Origin of the sequence: Kitasatospora sp. NPDC008115 (assembly GCF_042957205.1) — a bacterium.
In the GTDB taxonomy this organism is placed as follows: domain Bacteria; phylum Actinomycetota; class Actinomycetes; order Streptomycetales; family Streptomycetaceae; genus Kitasatospora.
The window spans coordinates 454,712-468,133 of the sequence record NZ_JBIBHU010000001.1 but is presented as its reverse complement, the minus strand read 5'-3'; the positions used below and the strand labels follow the sequence as shown (position 1 = coordinate 468,133).

Sequence of the window (13,422 nt, the reverse complement as noted above, 5' to 3'; positions counted from 1 at the left end):
CCACCCATCCAACCCGATCGGGGGGAGGAAACGGAACGGGAGGGCGGAACGGAAGCGGGGAGGACCGTCACGCGGCCCTTCCCCACCGCGCCGCCGCGTGGGCTCAGCCCCTCCGGCGGGGCAACAGCTGCACCAGGGCCACCAGCAGCAGCTCCAGCACCGCCAGTGCCGTGAGGCTGTGCCCGAACGCGTCGGCGGCGTGGTGGAGGATGCCGATCAGCGCGACCCCGAGCGCCCCGGCCACCTGCTGCACGGTGGCGACCAGGCCCGCCGCCGAGCCGGCCCGCCGCGGGTCGACGCCCGCCAGCACCACCGACGTCAACGGGGCGACCACCAGGCCCATCCCGAGCCCGTCGACGAACAGGCCCGGCGCCAGCCACCAGACGCTGCCGGAGGAGCCGGCGGCGGTCGCCGCGAGCCACAGCAGGCCCAGTCCGGTGGCCATCAGCAGTCCGCCGAGCGCGATCGCCTGCCGGCCCAGCCGGGCGACGACCCGGTGCGCGGCGTTGGAGGTCACCAGGTAGCCGACGCCGATCGGGGTGAAGACCAGGCCGGCGCCGAGCGCGTCCAGGCCGCGGCCGGGTTGCAGGTAGAGGGCGAGCACCAGGAAGAACGAGGCCTGGCCGAGCCAGAAGGCCAGCTGGGCGAGGAGGCCGGTGGTGAACGCGCGGTCGGCGAACAGCCGGGTGTCGACGAGCGGCGAGCCGCCCGCCCGGCCGCCGCGGTGCTGGTGGACGGCGAACAGCGCGAGCAGCGCGGCCGAGGCGCCCGGGCAGAGCCCGGTCCACAACGGCCAGCCGGCGTCGGGGCCCTGGATCAGCGGCAGCACCAGACCGGTCAGTGCGACGGTGACCAGCACGACGCCCACCGGGTCCAGGCCTGGCCGGTGCGGGGCGCGGGACTCGGGCAGGCAGCGCCGCACCAGCGCCAGGGCGGCCAGGCCGACCGGCAGGTTGAGCAGGAAGCAGGTGCGCCAGTCCAGGCCGAACAGGTCGGCGCGGATCAGCACCCCGCCGATCAGCTGTCCGAGGACGGCGCCGAGGCCCATGGTCAGCCCGTACGTCGAGAACGCCCGGGCCTGTGCGGGGCCGCTGTACGCGGTCCGCAGGATCGCCAGCACCTGCGGGCCCATCAGCGCCGCCGCCAGGCCCTGGGCGATCCGGGCGGCGACCAGCGCACCCGCCGTCGGGGCCAGTCCGCAGGCCGTCGAGGCGAGGGTGAACAGGGCCAGGCCGAGCCCGAAGACGCGGCGCCTGCCGTAGCGGTCGCCGAGCCGGCCGGCGGTGATCAGCCCGGTGGCGAGGGCGAGGTTGAAACCGGCGACCACCCACTGGACGGCGGCCGGCCCTGCTCCCAGGTCGGTCTGGAGGGAGGGGATGGCGACGTTGACGACGAAGATGTCGAGGGCGGTCATGAAGGTCGCGGTCAGCAGGACCGGCAGCAGGCCGCGCGGGGCGGGCGCGGTGGCCGGGGCGGCCGGGCGGGCGGTGATCGTGCTGGACAACTCTTCACTTCCTGTAAGGCGTTGAACCGGGCGATGGCCGGGGCGGGCGCCGGGGCGCCCGCCCCGGTGGTCGAGCGGGGTGGTGTCGGCTCAGGCGCCCGGGACGCGGTCGAGGAAGCCGTACACCGAGGCGATCCGCCCCTCGGAGTCCGCGACCAGCACGTCGAAGCCGATGACCAGCGGCTCCTCGCCGGCCGGGCCGAGGTTCCACGTGAAACGTGCGATGTCGTGGTGGGCGTCGACCGGGCCGAGGGTGAACACGAGCCCGGGGAACTGAGCCTGGGCGGCGCCGATCAGCGCGTCGACACCCTCGCGGCCGGTGACGGCGGCCAGCGGGTCGGTGTAGGTGCCGTCCTCGGCCCAGGCCTCGTCGACCAGCTTGCGGCGGGCGGCCGGGTCGGTCTCGTTCCAGGCGGCGAGGTAGCGGGCGGCGAGCTGCTGCAGGCCGGTCGGCTGGAGCTCGGTCGGCCGGGCGGCGGTCATGGTCTTCTCCCTTGTCCGATGGGGCTGTTGGCGGGCTGTTCCCGCTGGTCGAAAAGGTACGGACGGCGGTCGGCAAGCGAATCCGTCGTGGATGGGTAGGGCGTACGTACGTCGCCGCCAGTAGGGTCGGAGCGACGGGAGGGGGACCGGGGTGCTGTACGGGCGGGAACGGGAGCGGGCCGCCGTGGACGCGCTGCTCGCCGGGGCGCGGGACGGTCGCAGCGGGGTGCTGGTGCTGCGCGGCGAGCCGGGGATCGGCAAGACGGCGCTGCTGGAGTACGCGGTCGCGGCGGCCGGCGGCGGCGTCCGGGTGATCCGGGCGACCGGGGTCGAGTACGAGGCCGAACTCCCCTTCGCGGGCCTGAGCCTGCTGCTGGCGCCCGGGCTCGACCGGCTGGACGCGCTGCCGGGGCCACAACGGCGATCGCTGGAGGGCGCGTTCGGCCTGGGGGAGAGGACCGGCGGCGCCGACCGGCTGCTCGCCGGGCTGGCCACGCTCGGCCTGCTGGCCGAACTCGCCTCCGAACAGCCGCTGTTGTGCGTCGTCGACGACGTGCAGTGGCTGGACCGCTCCTCGCTGGACGCGCTGCTGATCGCCGCCCGCCGGCTCCAGGCGGAGGGCGTCGCCCTGCTGCTCGCCGCCCGGGAAGCGGGGGCCGGCGCGGACGCGCTGCCGCTCGCCGGACTTCCGGAGCTGCGGCTGACCGGGCTCGCGGACGAGGACGCCGTCCGGCTGCTCGCCGACCGGGCGGGCGGGGAACTCGCCGGACCGGCCCGCCGGCGACTGCTCGACGAGGCGGCCGGGAACCCGCTGGCGCTCGTCGAACTCCCCTTCTCGGGAGCCGACTTCGGAGGCGGTGGGCTCGCGCTCACCAGCCGCCTGCAGATCGCCTTCCACGGCCAGGTCACCGGGCTGCCGGCGGTCACCCAGACGCTGTTGCTGGTCGCCGCCGCCGAGGAGAACGGCGAACTGGACGTCGTACTGGCGGCGGCCGGCTTCCTCGGTGTCGATGCCGGCGCGCTGGCGCCCGCGGAACGGGCCCGACTGGTCACCGTCGGCGCCGACCGCCGGCTCGTCTTCCGGCACCCGCTGCTGCGCGCCGCCGTCCTCCAACGGGCTCCCCTGCAGCAGCGGTTGGCCGTCCACCGGGCGATCGGCGAGGCACTGGAGGACGGCGACCGGCGCACCTGGCACCTCGCGCTCGCCGCCACCGCGCCCGACGCCGGGCTCGCCGACGCGCTGGAGCGGACGGCGCTGCGGGCCGAGGCACGCGGCGCCCACGGCGGCGCGGCGGCCGCGTACGAGCGCGCGGCCGGGCTCACCCCGGACCGCGACGGCGCCACCCGTCGGCTGGTGCTGGCCGCCGAAGCGGCCACCGAGGAGGGCAAGTTGGCGCAGGCCGAGGCGCTCGCCGACCGGGCCGGGGCGCGCACCGACAGCGTCTTCGCACACGCCCTGCTCGACCAGGTCCGGGCGGTTGCCCACTTCTGGCGCGGCGCCTACCCGGCCGCCTACCGGCTGCTGTTGGACGCCGCCGCCACCGACATCGAGCCCGCGCACGCCGCCCGGATGCTGATCCAGGCCTTTCACGCGGCCTGGTACGTCGGCGAGGAGGAGGTGGCCGTCGTGCTCGACCGGCTGGCCGCCCTTCCGCTCGGCCCCGATGAGCCGCTCGCCCCGCTGGCCCGGCACCTGCCGGCCGCCGTGCTGCCGGTCCTGGGGCGTCCGGCCGGGGCCGTGCCCGAGGTGCGCGTCACGGTGGAGGCGGCGCGAAAGGCGGGGGCGGAGAGCCCCGTCGAGCTGGTGCAGCTGTGCGGCGCGGCGCTCGTCCTCGGGCGCGACCACGAGACGCTGGAGCTGGCCGGGGAGCTGATCGCGGAGGGCCGGGCGAAGGGGACGGTCGGGGTGCTGCCCACGCTCCAGTTCTTCCTCGCGGAGGCGGAGCTGTTCCACGGCAGGCACCGCGACGCGGAGGTGACGGCGGCGGAGGGGTTCGCGCTGGCGCGGGACACCGGACAGCACCAGTGGACCAGCCAACTCGCGGCGATGCTGGCCTGCTTGGCGGCACTCGGTGGGGACGACGAGCGGTGTGTGGAGATGGCGGCCGAGGCTCTCGTCTCCGGTTCGGCCGCGCCCGCCGCCGGGGAGGCGTGGGCGCACTGGGCGCTCGCGCTGCTGGACCTCGGGCGGGGCCGCGTTGCCGGTGCCGTCGACCGGCTGCACACGCTCACCACCGGGCCGTACCGGCACCACATCGGGGTGACCCGGGCCGTGCCCGACCTCGTCGAGGCGGCCGTCCGGCTGGGCGAGCCGGAACGGGCGGCCGAGCCGTACGAGCGCTTCGCCCGCTGGACGGGCGCGGCCGGGACGCCGTGGGCGGAGGCGCTGCGGCTGCGCTGCCAGGCGCTGTTGGGGCCGGACGAGTTGGCGGAGGCCGCGTACCGGGCGGCGCTGGAGCTGCACGAGGGCACTCATCGCCCGTTCGAACAGGCGCGGACGGCGCTGCTGTTCGGGGAGTGGCTGCGGCGGGAGCGGCGGCGGACGGACGCGAGGCCGTATTTGAGCGCGGCGCTGGGGACCTTCGAGCGATTGGGTGCCGCGCCGTGGGCGGAGCGTGCCCGCAACGAGCTGACCGCCACCGGAACTGCTGCGCCGGTCCCGGCTGCTGCCCCGGCGGGGGCGCTCGCGGGGCTCACCCCGCAGGAGTTGCAGATCGCCAGGCTCGCGGCGCGGGGGCTGACCAACCGGGACATTGCGGCGCAGTTGTTCCTGAGCCCTCGGACGGTAGGGCACCACCTGTACAAGGCGTACCCGAAGCTGGGGATCGCCTCGCGGACTGAGTTGGCGGCGCTGTTCTGAGCACGTGAAGAAGGTCCCTGCCGCCCCGGGGTGAGGAGGGCGGCAGGGACCGGCTCTTGTTACGCGCGAGGGGTGTACCAGCTGAATTCGAGGATGGCGTCGTTGTAGTCGGCGTCGTCGCCGTTCTCGGCGACGATCACGAGAAGGTTGTAGGTGCCGATCTCGTACGGGCCACCGGAGTTGAGGCGGCTCGGCTTGAAGGCGCCGTCGTCGCTGCTGTACTCGAAGGTGGCGGCGAGGACGCTCTCGCCGCCCTCGACGGTGGCGGTGCCGATCTGGGTGTTGTGCTCGCCGGTGCCGGAGAACACGTGGTCCACCGTGCCGTCGTTGCGGGTGAGCGCCACCTTCTGGGTGAGGTGGGAGTTGGTCCTCACCTTGACGGCGGCGGTGATGCCGGGCGGGAGGTAGATCTCGGCGTTGTTCCCGTTGACGTATGCGTAGGCCTTGTCGGACACGGGGCTCCCTGGGTGCGGACTTCGGATGAACCGCAGGCTAGTTGGGCTCCGTGCCGGTACGGCGGCAGTCGCGGTGGGCTCACCCGAACGAGTGATCCGGGGCTATTCGGCGGGGATGCCGCGGAGGAGGAAGGGGAGGTGGGTGCCCCGGGTGAGGGCTTCGAGGGCTTGGGTGGTGCGGCGGTGCTGGTCGGGGGGCATGGCGTCGGGGAGTTGGGCGGGGTGGAGCCAGTGGACGCCGGTGATGGTGGCGGGGGGTCGGTGGCGGGCGACGGTGGTTTCCTGGGCGGAGGTGAGGCGGCCTCCCCAGTAGACGAAGTTGACGCCTTCGGGAAGGGTCCGGGCGTCGACGTAGTCGGTGGCGAGGATGCGGCGGAGGGGGAGGACGAGGCCGGTTTCGGTCTCGGTGTGCCGGCGGGCGGCGAGGTGGGGGAGTTCGTTGGCCTCGGCGCTGCCACCGGGGAGCATGAGGCCGGACTTGTAGGCGGTGGCAACGAGGAGGACGGCGCCGTCGCGGTTGAGGATGAGGGCCTGGTGGCCGAGGCGTCGGCGGGGCGGGGTGGTGAGGATGGCGGGGAGCTGGTTGAGCATGGAGGCTCCTAGTCTCTTTCGGATGCGATCCAGGTGAAGCAGGCGGGCAGTCCGGCGGAGATTCCGGCCGAGAGGATAAGCCCGAAGATCAGCAACTGCGGCCCGAGCGGCCCGTCGTGGATCGGCCAGCAGACGAGCGCGGCGGCGAGGGCGGAGAGCGTGGGGACGCCGATGGCGGTGGCGACCAGCTTGAGGGTGCGGTTCACGCCACGTCGGCGGTGCGGGGCCGGCTGGGGTGCTGGACGTTGATGAAGCGGGGTTCGGCGAGGGGCTGGATGTGTTCGGGCTTGGTGGTCCACTCGCACCCGCCGGATTCGGGGCGGAGGTAGGCGAGCTTGGCGAGGGTGTCCATGTAGACGGCCTCGATCGGCTTGCCGGTGAAGTCGCGGTGCCCGAGGTCCCGGACGACCTCGCCGACGGTGGGGGAGTAAATGGGCATGGGGGCTCCATTGATTGCGCAGGGTTCCCGTTTTCTTACGGGGTGTAGCCATGGTGGACTTCGGGGCCCTAGGATCGGAAGGCATCCCCACTTGACAGATATCCCCATGGGATTCAGGGATCGAAGAGGTCTGATCATGCGTGAGACGGAACTGGACCCGGCAGCATCTCCCCTTTCGGCCTTCGGCGTTCAACTTCGCAGGTCACGGAAGGCGGCGGGGCTTAGCCAGGTCGAGCTTGGGCAGCTCACCAACCTGAGCGACAGCCAGATCTCGAACCTCGAAAGAGGTACACGTACTCCCACACTCGACTGGGTCCGAGTGGCCGACCAGGTGTTGGAGACCGGTGGGACTCTAGAACTGATGTACTGGAGTCTCAGCGGGCCTTCCCTGTTGGAAGGATTCCCGGAGTATGTGGCGCACGAGGCGAAGGCCGTCGAGCTCCGCCAGTTCGAGCTCGGTGTCATCCCAGGGCTGTTCCAGACCAAGACCTACGCTGAGACGATGGCGGCAGCGGATGTTCGGCGAGGGGTCATCACGGAAGAGGCCGCCGACGGGAGGGTCTCCTACCTCCTCACTCGACAGCAGCGGCTCAACGGTCCCGCGTCGCCGTTTGTCCACACCGTTCTGGACGAAAGCTGCCTTCGTCGCATCGTCGGCGGTGCACGGGTCATGCGCGAACAGCTCGAACATCTGGAGGAGTTGGCCGACCGCCCCCGGACTATCATTCAGGTAGCGCCGTTCTCGATGGGCGAGCGCCGATCCCTCGCATTGCCAGTCGTTCTGCTGACCATGGCAGACCGCAGCATGCTGGGGTACACCGAATCCCAAGAGCGCGGCTTCCTCACCAGGGAATCCCAGACAGTCACCCTGTGGGCCAGAGACTACGATCGGCTCCAGGTGGGATCCAGCTCGGATGTGGCATCCCTCGAAATGATCCGCGCAGCCCGGAAGGACCTCCGACCATGAGCCGCACCGTCCCCGTAGACCTGATCGGCGCTGCCTGGCTGAAGTCCAGCTACAGCCAGAACGGCGGGAACTGCGTCGAGGTAGCCCCCGAATTCCCCGGCCTCGTCCCTGTCCGTGACTCCAAGGACCCCTCCGGCCCCGCACTCGTCTTCCCCTCCGGCGCGTGGCAGTCCTTCGTCACCGCCGTGCAGGCGGGCGAGTTCGGCGCCATCTGACCGCCGAGGGCCCTGCCGTCCTCCGCCGAGGCTCGGTGGAGGACGGCGACCGGCTAGCTTGTCGATCATGCGATCAGTTGACTGGGACGAGGTGCGGGAGCGGACCATCGCCCTCTACGCGCGACGGGGCGCCGGCTCAGGCCCTCCGGACGCCCTGAGCGAGAAGCAAGTGCGCGATGCAGAGGCGCAGTTCGGCGTGGTGTTCCCCGACGACTACCGCCAGTACCTGCTTCGCGTCAGCGCCGGCGGCGGCCGGATGCGGACACTGCGGTTCGACGGGTCACGCTGGGACTGGAACGGTGCGCTGCCCAGCGCCCACACGAGGATGCATGTCGACTTCCCCGATCACGACACGGCCCAAGCGGCGAGTGATGAGGTCTGGGATCGCCAACCGCAGCCGGGGGACTACGCCTCCGACGCCGCCTACCAAGCCGATCACTTCGTCTGGCGGGAGGCTGCGGACGCGTCCGAGGAGGACCGGGCCACCGGGGTTGTCTGCCTCACCGACGACGGCTGTGGATTCCAGACGCTCCTGGTGGTCAGCGGCCCCATGCGCGGGGCCATGTGGTTCGACGGGCGCGCGGTCACCGAGAGCCTGAACCCGCTCCTGAACGACGACGGCCAGGCCGCCACGTTCGCGGAGTGGTACCTCGACTGGCTCGCCCATGCGGAGGTGATCACCACTCGCGAGCAGTACCTCGCCGCTCACACGAACTGGGACGCGGGCGCACGTAAGCCCATCTGGTTCCGCTGGTTCGGCTCCTGACAGGGCCTCGCTGTATACGCCGTCGCCGTCCTGCCGGGATTTGCGGAAAGCGGAGTCCACTTGTGAATACTGTGCGATGATCGCCGTCGGTAGCACACCCCACACAGCCGCTCTTCCGGCGTGACCACCTGCGGCCGAGTGCGGTGGGCTCCCACCGACGACTGCCGTTCAGCGGGCGACCGCGCCACCGCGCGCCCCCGCTTCGCCCGCGCCGGACCGGGATCGCCCGTCGTGGCGCGGCCCAACTCCCTTTGAAGGGCGTCCATGTTTCGCTCCGTCCTCGCCGAGACGTCGGCCCGCCGCACCGCGGCTCTGCTCACCGCAGCGACCGCCACGCTCGGACTGCTGACCGTGGCAAGCCCCGCTCACGCCGACTCCGTCGTGCAGATAGCCGGCCCGGCCGGGCCCCTGCCGGTGAACAACCCCTACACCGTCACCCTCAATGTCCCCAACACCAACCCGGCGCGCAATGCCAACAGCAACTACCTTGAGATCGCGCTGTCCGGCGCCGCCGCCAAGGTGACGTCCGCGAACGCGTCCAACGAGATGTGGACCTGCAACTTCGCGGCCGGATCGTCCGGCGCGTGCTGGCACCTCGCCGGCTTCGCCGACCCCGTGTCGATCACCCTCACCGTCATGCCGACCGCAGGCGGGACCGTCACCACCGACGTCAAGGCCCTCGACTACACCGGCGTCAAGCAGGTGGGGAGTGACACCCTCAGCACGCGGATCGAGGCCCCGGCTCCCGCCGTGACCGGCCTCGCGCCCGACCACGGCCCGCTGGCCGGCGGTACCACCGTCACCCTCACCGGAACCCACCTCACCGGGACCACGGCCGTGAACTTCGGCTCCACGCCCGCCACCGCGTTCACCGTCGACAGCGACACGCGGATCACCGCCACCGCCCCCGCCGCGACCACCCCCGGAAGGGTCGACGTCACCGTCACCACCCCCGGCGGCACCGGCAAGGCGGGCGGGAAGTACACCTACGAGGAGGGCTCGTACGTCTTCTCCCAGACCGCCGACCCCGCCTCGGGCTCGACGGTCAAGACAGGCGACAAGGTCACCTACAGCGTGACCGTCGCCCAGAAGGGCGCGGGCGACGTCAAGGGTGCGACCGTGACCGACGACCTCTCGAAGGTCCTGGACGACGCCGCCTACAACGGTGACGCCAAGGCCACCTCCGGCACCGCCGAGGTCAAGGACGGCAAGCTGACCTGGACCGGCGACCTGCCGCAGGACGGCAGCGCGACGATCACCTACTCCGTGACCGTCAACGGCAAGGGCGACAGCAAGCTGCACAGCGCCGTCACCACGTCGGACGCCAAGCGCGGCACCTGCGCCACCGAGAAGGGCTGCGGAATCGACCACACCGTGGCGGCCGCGGGCACCCCGTCGCCCACGGCCACGCCCACCCCGACGCAGACGTCCACCACCGGCGGCCAGACCCCCGACCCCACCGCGTCGAGCACGGCGCCGGTGACCCCGGGGACCTCGTCGACTCCGTCCGCATCGCAGACGCCGCAGACGCCGCAGACCCCGAGGGCCTCGCAGACCTCGGCGGCCCCGGCGCTCCCGGCGGCCTCGCGGGGCCCGGTCGCTCCGGCGGCCGCGCCGTCCCCGCAGTCCTCGGGAGCCCTCGCCAGCACCGGTTCCACCACGCTGACCACGGCGACGATCAGCGGTGTGCTGCTGATCCTCGGCGGCCTCGCCGTCGCCCTCAGCCGCCGCCGGCGCCGTCACGGCTGACCCGGGTGCGGAGCAGGAAGTCGGCCCGGCCGACTTCCTGCTCCGCCACGAGGCTCACGTCTCCCGTTCGACCTTCTGCGCGGCCAGGTGCTGCCGGCACCGCTCCAGCAGTTCCCGCATGGACTGACCGATGATGACGAAGAGTTCGGCCGACGAGGCGAACCGGGCGCCCGCGGGCGTGTCCGCGCCCAGAACACCGGCACCCTGGCGAGCCATGCCCGCCAGGGCCTCGTTCATCTCCGCCGCCCCCAGGAGGGAGCGGAGCCAGATCTCGTCGTCGGTGACATAGCGCTCGCGGCGCTCGCCGGGCACGCGCTCCCGCCTGACCAGCCCCTGCTGTTCGAGGAAGCCCACCGCATGGGAGACGGACGCGGCGCTCACGCGAAGCCGCTGGACCAGGTCGGCCGCGGTGAGCGCGCCGTCGTCGGTCGTGAAGATCGCGGCCAGCACCCTCGCCTCCATCTTCGGGAGACCCGACTGCGCGAGCATCGCGGTGAAGGTCTCCATGAACCCCTGCACCGCCTCCGCATCCCGCCCGTACCCGCTGTCGGGCACGGCCGGTGCCACCGGCTGGGCCTTCTTCGCCCGGCGGGCCCGCGTCGCGGTGTCCTCCTCCGCGCGCTCCGCTCGGTAGCCCTCCGGGCCGCCGTTACGGGTGACCTCGCGCATGATCGTCGAGGCCGGCCGCCCCAGTCGCCGCCCGAGTTCGGCGTACCCCAGTCCTTCGGCCAGGCCTGCGGCGATGCGCTGACGGTCCTCGCTGGTGAGTCTGCCTCCGGGCATCGGTCCTCGTCCTCCGTCTGTCGACCACGTGCTGCGAAGTATGCATTCACTCGGAACTCATTGCAAAGGCAGCCCCGCCCCCCATTGCGTTCAGGCTCACTCTCATTGCAATAAAAGCCCAACATCCCTTGCACCTCCCGCCCATTGCGCGTTGACGAATCTCTGAATGCAATGTAGCTTCGTCATTGTTCAGAGGTTCTCGAACAGCACTGAGTGGGGAGACTCATGATGGACAAGAACAACCTGCGCAAGCTGCGCACCGTCCTGGAGCGTCACGTCGAGTCCGGCAGCGTCCCCGGCGTCGTGGCCCTCGTCGGCCACGGCGACGAGACCCACGTCGAGGCGGTCGGCACCATGAGCCACGACGGCGGGGCGCCGATGACGCGCGACACGATCTTCCGGATGGCCTCGACCTCCAAGCCGGTCACCATGGCCGCGGCTGCGATCCTGCTCGACGAGTGCCGGATCCGGCTGGACGACCTCGTCGAGACCTGGCTGCCCGAACTCGCCGACCGCCAGGTGCTGAAGCGGATCGACGGCCCGCTCGACGACACCGTTCCGGCCCGCCGGCCGATCACCGTCCGGGACGTGCTGACGTCCACCTTCGGCATCGGCATGGACATCACGGCGCTCGGCACCCCGATCATGACCGCGATCATCGAGAACGGCCTCACCCCCGACCTCCCGCAGCCGATGCCCGAGCCCGACGAGTGGATCCGCCGCCTCGGCACGCTCCCGCTGATGAACCACCCCGGCGAGCGCTGGCAGTACCAGATCGCCAGCGACGTGCTGGGCGTGCTCGTCGCCCGGGTCACGGGGCAGCCGTTCGAGGACTTCCTCCAAGAGCGCGTCTTCGGCCCGCTGGGCATGCAGGACACCGGCTTCCACGTGCCCGCCGACAGGATCGACCGCCTGCCGCCCCTCTACGCCCCCGACCCGCGGACCGGGGAGTTCCACGTCTGGGACGCGCCGGCGGACGGCCGTTGGAGCAAGCCCCCGGCGTTCCCCGGCGGTGGCGGCGGGCTGGTCTCCACCGCCGACGACTTCCACGCCTACTTCCGGATGCTGCTGAACCACGGGAAGCACGGCGACGAGCGCATCCTGTCCCGCCCGGTCGTCGAGCTGATGACCACCAACCGCCTCACGGCCGAGCAGACCGCCGCCCGCGAGACCCTGGCCCGCGACAACGTCCACCTCTCGTACGGCCAGGGGCAGCACGGCGGTTGGGGCCTCGGGATGGCGGTGCGCACCTACCGGGGCGACTACGCGCCCATCGGCCAGTTCGGCTGGGACGGCGGCAGCGGCACCTCGACCTACGCCGACCCGGAGAACGGGATCACCGGCATCCTGCTCACCCAGGTCGGGATGACCGTTCCGAACGCGGCCCGGCTCATCCACGACTTCTGGACCACCGTCTACCAGTCCGTCGACGCCTGAACCACCCCACCCCACCACGCCCCACCCCACCACGCCCCACCCCACCACGCCCCACCCCACCACGCCCCACCACACCGAAGGATCACACCACCATGGCTCTCACCCTGACCGACCAGGACAAGTCCACCCTGCGCACCGCCGCCTACGGCGCCGTCTCGCTGCTGGCCGCCGCCGATGCCGCCGGCTCGCCGCACCGGATCGCCACCAACGGCTCCATCGCCCTCGCCACCGCGACCGGCCCGGTCGGGCACGTGCTCGCCGAGAAGTCCGCCGTGAACGGCCTCGACGGCAGGACCGTCGCCGAACTCGCCGACCACGTCCTCCCGGCGCTGACGGCCGCCGCGACCCTGCTCGACGCCCAGGACCCGGCCGAGGCCGACAACTTCCGCGGCATCGTCAACATCGCCCTCACCACCGCTACCCGGTCCCGCAAGGGCGAGCCCAGCCCCGCGATGGCCGAGATGACCCGCAGGATCAACGAGGCCCTGGCGGCCTGACCGGCAGCACGGTCCACGCCGGTTCCAGGGCAAGTGACCGGCCGGTCAACCCGCACAGGTCCTCCTCGGTCGCCGCACGCTCACGCAGGGCGGGCAACTGCTCCTCGGCGTAACGCCGGTGGGCGGCGGGACCGGACCACAGGGTGGTGACCAGGCAGCGCTCCGCCTCCAGCCGGGTGACCACTCCGCCCAGCATGCCCCCGGCCGCCGCCATGCCGGGCGCCCACACCCGGCGCTGCACATCGAGGAAGTGCGCCGCCCGGCCCGGCCGCAGCCGGCAGTCGGCGACGCGCAGCAGGGTCGCGGTTTCGAGCGCACGGGGCAGACCACCCGCGTCGCCGGGCATCTCCAGGACGACGGCCCCGGCGGCGGTCTCGATCGCGTCGTACGTCCCGCCCTGGCCGCTCGCGCCGAGCACGGCGTCATGCCGCTCACGCAGGAACCGCCCGTACGTCTCCTCGTCGTCCCACAGGCCCAGGAGCCGGGCGCACCCGCCGTCCCAGCCGCCCACCTGCCCGACCAGCCCCGGCTGGTCCCCGATCGCCGACCAGGCCTGCTGGGCGTCGGAGAACCGCGTCCGGCCGTCCTCGGACGGCACCTCGCAACTGATCCACTTGCCCCACATGCGCAGCCGGCCTCCCGAGGATCCACCCCCACAGATGATCGGCCCGCGGCC

Annotated in this window: 15 protein-coding genes; 7 read left to right on the top strand and 8 right to left on the bottom strand. The window is 72.3% G+C overall.

What is annotated here, in order from left to right; genetic code table 11:
* Positions 1–103: 103 nt before the first annotated feature.
* Together ACFZBX_RS02040 and ACFZBX_RS02035 are read right to left on the bottom strand one after the other, a co-directional pair.
* The gene (locus tag ACFZBX_RS02040) at positions 104–1,504 is read right to left on the bottom strand and encodes an MFS transporter (RefSeq protein WP_391530877.1); all 1,401 of its coding nucleotides are present in this window, start codon (positions 1,502–1,504) and stop codon (positions 104–106) included.
* A 90-nt stretch (positions 1,505–1,594) separates the two neighbouring features.
* A complete protein-coding gene (locus tag ACFZBX_RS02035) occupies positions 1,595–1,987 on the bottom strand; it encodes a nuclear transport factor 2 family protein (protein ID WP_391530875.1) in 393 nt (130 codons plus the stop codon).
* Positions 1,988–2,138: 151 nt separating this feature from the next.
* On the opposite strand from ACFZBX_RS02035, the gene ACFZBX_RS02030 reads away from it, so the two are divergent.
* The gene (locus tag ACFZBX_RS02030) at positions 2,139–4,847 is read left to right on the top strand and encodes an AAA family ATPase (protein ID WP_391530873.1); all 2,709 of its coding nucleotides are present in this window, start codon (positions 2,139–2,141) and stop codon (positions 4,845–4,847) included.
* Positions 4,848–4,906: 59 nt separating this feature from the next.
* Here ACFZBX_RS02030 and ACFZBX_RS02025 read toward each other — a convergent pair whose 3' ends face one another.
* From ACFZBX_RS02025 to ACFZBX_RS02010, 4 genes are all read right to left on the bottom strand, one after another.
* Positions 4,907–5,302 carry a fucose-binding lectin II gene (locus tag ACFZBX_RS02025; protein ID WP_391530871.1) on the bottom strand — a complete coding sequence of 132 codons (396 nt, stop codon included), beginning with the start codon at positions 5,300–5,302 and terminating at the stop codon, positions 4,907–4,909.
* 102 nt (positions 5,303–5,404) lie between these two features.
* Positions 5,405–5,893 carry an NUDIX domain-containing protein gene (locus tag ACFZBX_RS02020; protein ID WP_391530870.1) on the bottom strand — a complete coding sequence of 163 codons (489 nt, stop codon included), beginning with the start codon at positions 5,891–5,893 and terminating at the stop codon, positions 5,405–5,407.
* A gap of 8 nt (positions 5,894–5,901) precedes the next feature.
* Complete coding sequence (locus ACFZBX_RS02015) at positions 5,902–6,099, bottom strand: hypothetical protein (RefSeq protein WP_391530868.1); 198 nt, start codon at positions 6,097–6,099, stop codon at positions 5,902–5,904.
* Positions 6,096–6,332, bottom strand: coding sequence for a hypothetical protein (locus ACFZBX_RS02010; RefSeq protein WP_391530867.1), 237 nt, complete (start codon positions 6,330–6,332; stop codon positions 6,096–6,098). Before ACFZBX_RS02010 ends, ACFZBX_RS02015 begins: the two co-directional genes overlap by 4 nt.
* A gap of 136 nt (positions 6,333–6,468) precedes the next feature.
* Between ACFZBX_RS02010 and ACFZBX_RS02005 the strand changes: the two genes are divergently transcribed.
* From ACFZBX_RS02005 to ACFZBX_RS01990, 4 genes are all read left to right on the top strand, one after another.
* Positions 6,469–7,299, top strand: a complete 831-nt coding sequence (locus tag ACFZBX_RS02005; RefSeq protein ID WP_391530865.1) for a helix-turn-helix domain-containing protein — start codon at positions 6,469–6,471, stop codon at positions 7,297–7,299.
* Positions 7,296–7,514 (top strand): DUF397 domain-containing protein, encoded by a 219-nt coding sequence (locus ACFZBX_RS02000; RefSeq protein ID WP_391530864.1) that lies wholly within the window; start codon positions 7,296–7,298, stop codon positions 7,512–7,514. The genes ACFZBX_RS02005 and ACFZBX_RS02000 overlap by 4 nt, the downstream gene beginning before the upstream one ends.
* Before the next feature lie 67 nt (positions 7,515–7,581).
* Positions 7,582–8,280 (top strand): SMI1/KNR4 family protein, encoded by a 699-nt coding sequence (locus ACFZBX_RS01995; RefSeq protein ID WP_391530862.1) that lies wholly within the window; start codon positions 7,582–7,584, stop codon positions 8,278–8,280.
* Between the two features lie 264 nt (positions 8,281–8,544).
* Positions 8,545–10,029 carry an IPT/TIG domain-containing protein gene (locus tag ACFZBX_RS01990; RefSeq protein ID WP_391530859.1) on the top strand — a complete coding sequence of 495 codons (1,485 nt, stop codon included), beginning with the start codon at positions 8,545–8,547 and terminating at the stop codon, positions 10,027–10,029.
* A gap of 54 nt (positions 10,030–10,083) precedes the next feature.
* On the opposite strand, the gene ACFZBX_RS01985 is transcribed toward ACFZBX_RS01990, so the two are convergent.
* Positions 10,084–10,812 carry a helix-turn-helix domain-containing protein gene (locus ACFZBX_RS01985; protein WP_391530857.1) on the bottom strand — a complete coding sequence of 243 codons (729 nt, stop codon included), beginning with the start codon at positions 10,810–10,812 and terminating at the stop codon, positions 10,084–10,086.
* 228 nt (positions 10,813–11,040) lie between these two features.
* Between ACFZBX_RS01985 and ACFZBX_RS01980 the strand changes: the two genes are divergently transcribed.
* Entirely contained in the window at positions 11,041–12,249 is a 1,209-nt protein-coding gene (locus ACFZBX_RS01980) for a serine hydrolase domain-containing protein (RefSeq protein WP_391530855.1), read from the top strand.
* Positions 12,250–12,341: 92 nt separating this feature from the next.
* The gene (locus ACFZBX_RS01975; RefSeq protein ID WP_391530854.1) at positions 12,342–12,746 is read left to right on the top strand and encodes a hypothetical protein; all 405 of its coding nucleotides are present in this window, start codon (positions 12,342–12,344) and stop codon (positions 12,744–12,746) included.
* Here ACFZBX_RS01975 and ACFZBX_RS01970 read toward each other — a convergent pair.
* The gene (locus ACFZBX_RS01970) at positions 12,724–13,371 is read right to left on the bottom strand and encodes a DUF4937 domain-containing protein (RefSeq protein ID WP_391530853.1); all 648 of its coding nucleotides are present in this window, start codon (positions 13,369–13,371) and stop codon (positions 12,724–12,726) included. The genes ACFZBX_RS01975 and ACFZBX_RS01970 overlap by 23 nt on opposite strands.
* Between the last annotated feature and the right edge of the window lie 51 nt (positions 13,372–13,422).

What these genes read in the sequence shown, in the direction of transcription:
- ACFZBX_RS02005 (WP_391530865.1), top strand. Translation starts at nt 6,469, where the DNA reads ATGCGTGAGACGGAACTGGACCCGGCAGCATCTCCCCTTTCGGCCTTC.
- ACFZBX_RS02035 (WP_391530875.1), bottom strand. Translation starts at nt 1,987, where the DNA reads ATGACCGCCGCCCGGCCGACCGAGCTCCAGCCGACCGGCCTGCAGCAG.
- ACFZBX_RS02020 (WP_391530870.1), bottom strand. Translation starts at nt 5,893, where the DNA reads ATGCTCAACCAGCTCCCCGCCATCCTCACCACCCCGCCCCGCCGACGC.
- ACFZBX_RS01995 (WP_391530862.1), top strand. Translation starts at nt 7,582, where the DNA reads ATGCGATCAGTTGACTGGGACGAGGTGCGGGAGCGGACCATCGCCCTC.
- ACFZBX_RS01980 (WP_391530855.1), top strand. Translation starts at nt 11,041, where the DNA reads ATGGACAAGAACAACCTGCGCAAGCTGCGCACCGTCCTGGAGCGTCAC.
- ACFZBX_RS01990 (WP_391530859.1), top strand. Translation starts at nt 8,545, where the DNA reads ATGTTTCGCTCCGTCCTCGCCGAGACGTCGGCCCGCCGCACCGCGGCT.
- ACFZBX_RS01975 (WP_391530854.1), top strand. Translation starts at nt 12,342, where the DNA reads ATGGCTCTCACCCTGACCGACCAGGACAAGTCCACCCTGCGCACCGCC.
- ACFZBX_RS01985 (WP_391530857.1), bottom strand. Translation starts at nt 10,812, where the DNA reads ATGCCCGGAGGCAGACTCACCAGCGAGGACCGTCAGCGCATCGCCGCA.
- ACFZBX_RS02010 (WP_391530867.1), bottom strand. Translation starts at nt 6,332, where the DNA reads ATGCCCATTTACTCCCCCACCGTCGGCGAGGTCGTCCGGGACCTCGGG.
- ACFZBX_RS01970 (WP_391530853.1), bottom strand. Translation starts at nt 13,371, where the DNA reads ATGTGGGGCAAGTGGATCAGTTGCGAGGTGCCGTCCGAGGACGGCCGG.
- ACFZBX_RS02000 (WP_391530864.1), top strand. Translation starts at nt 7,296, where the DNA reads ATGAGCCGCACCGTCCCCGTAGACCTGATCGGCGCTGCCTGGCTGAAG.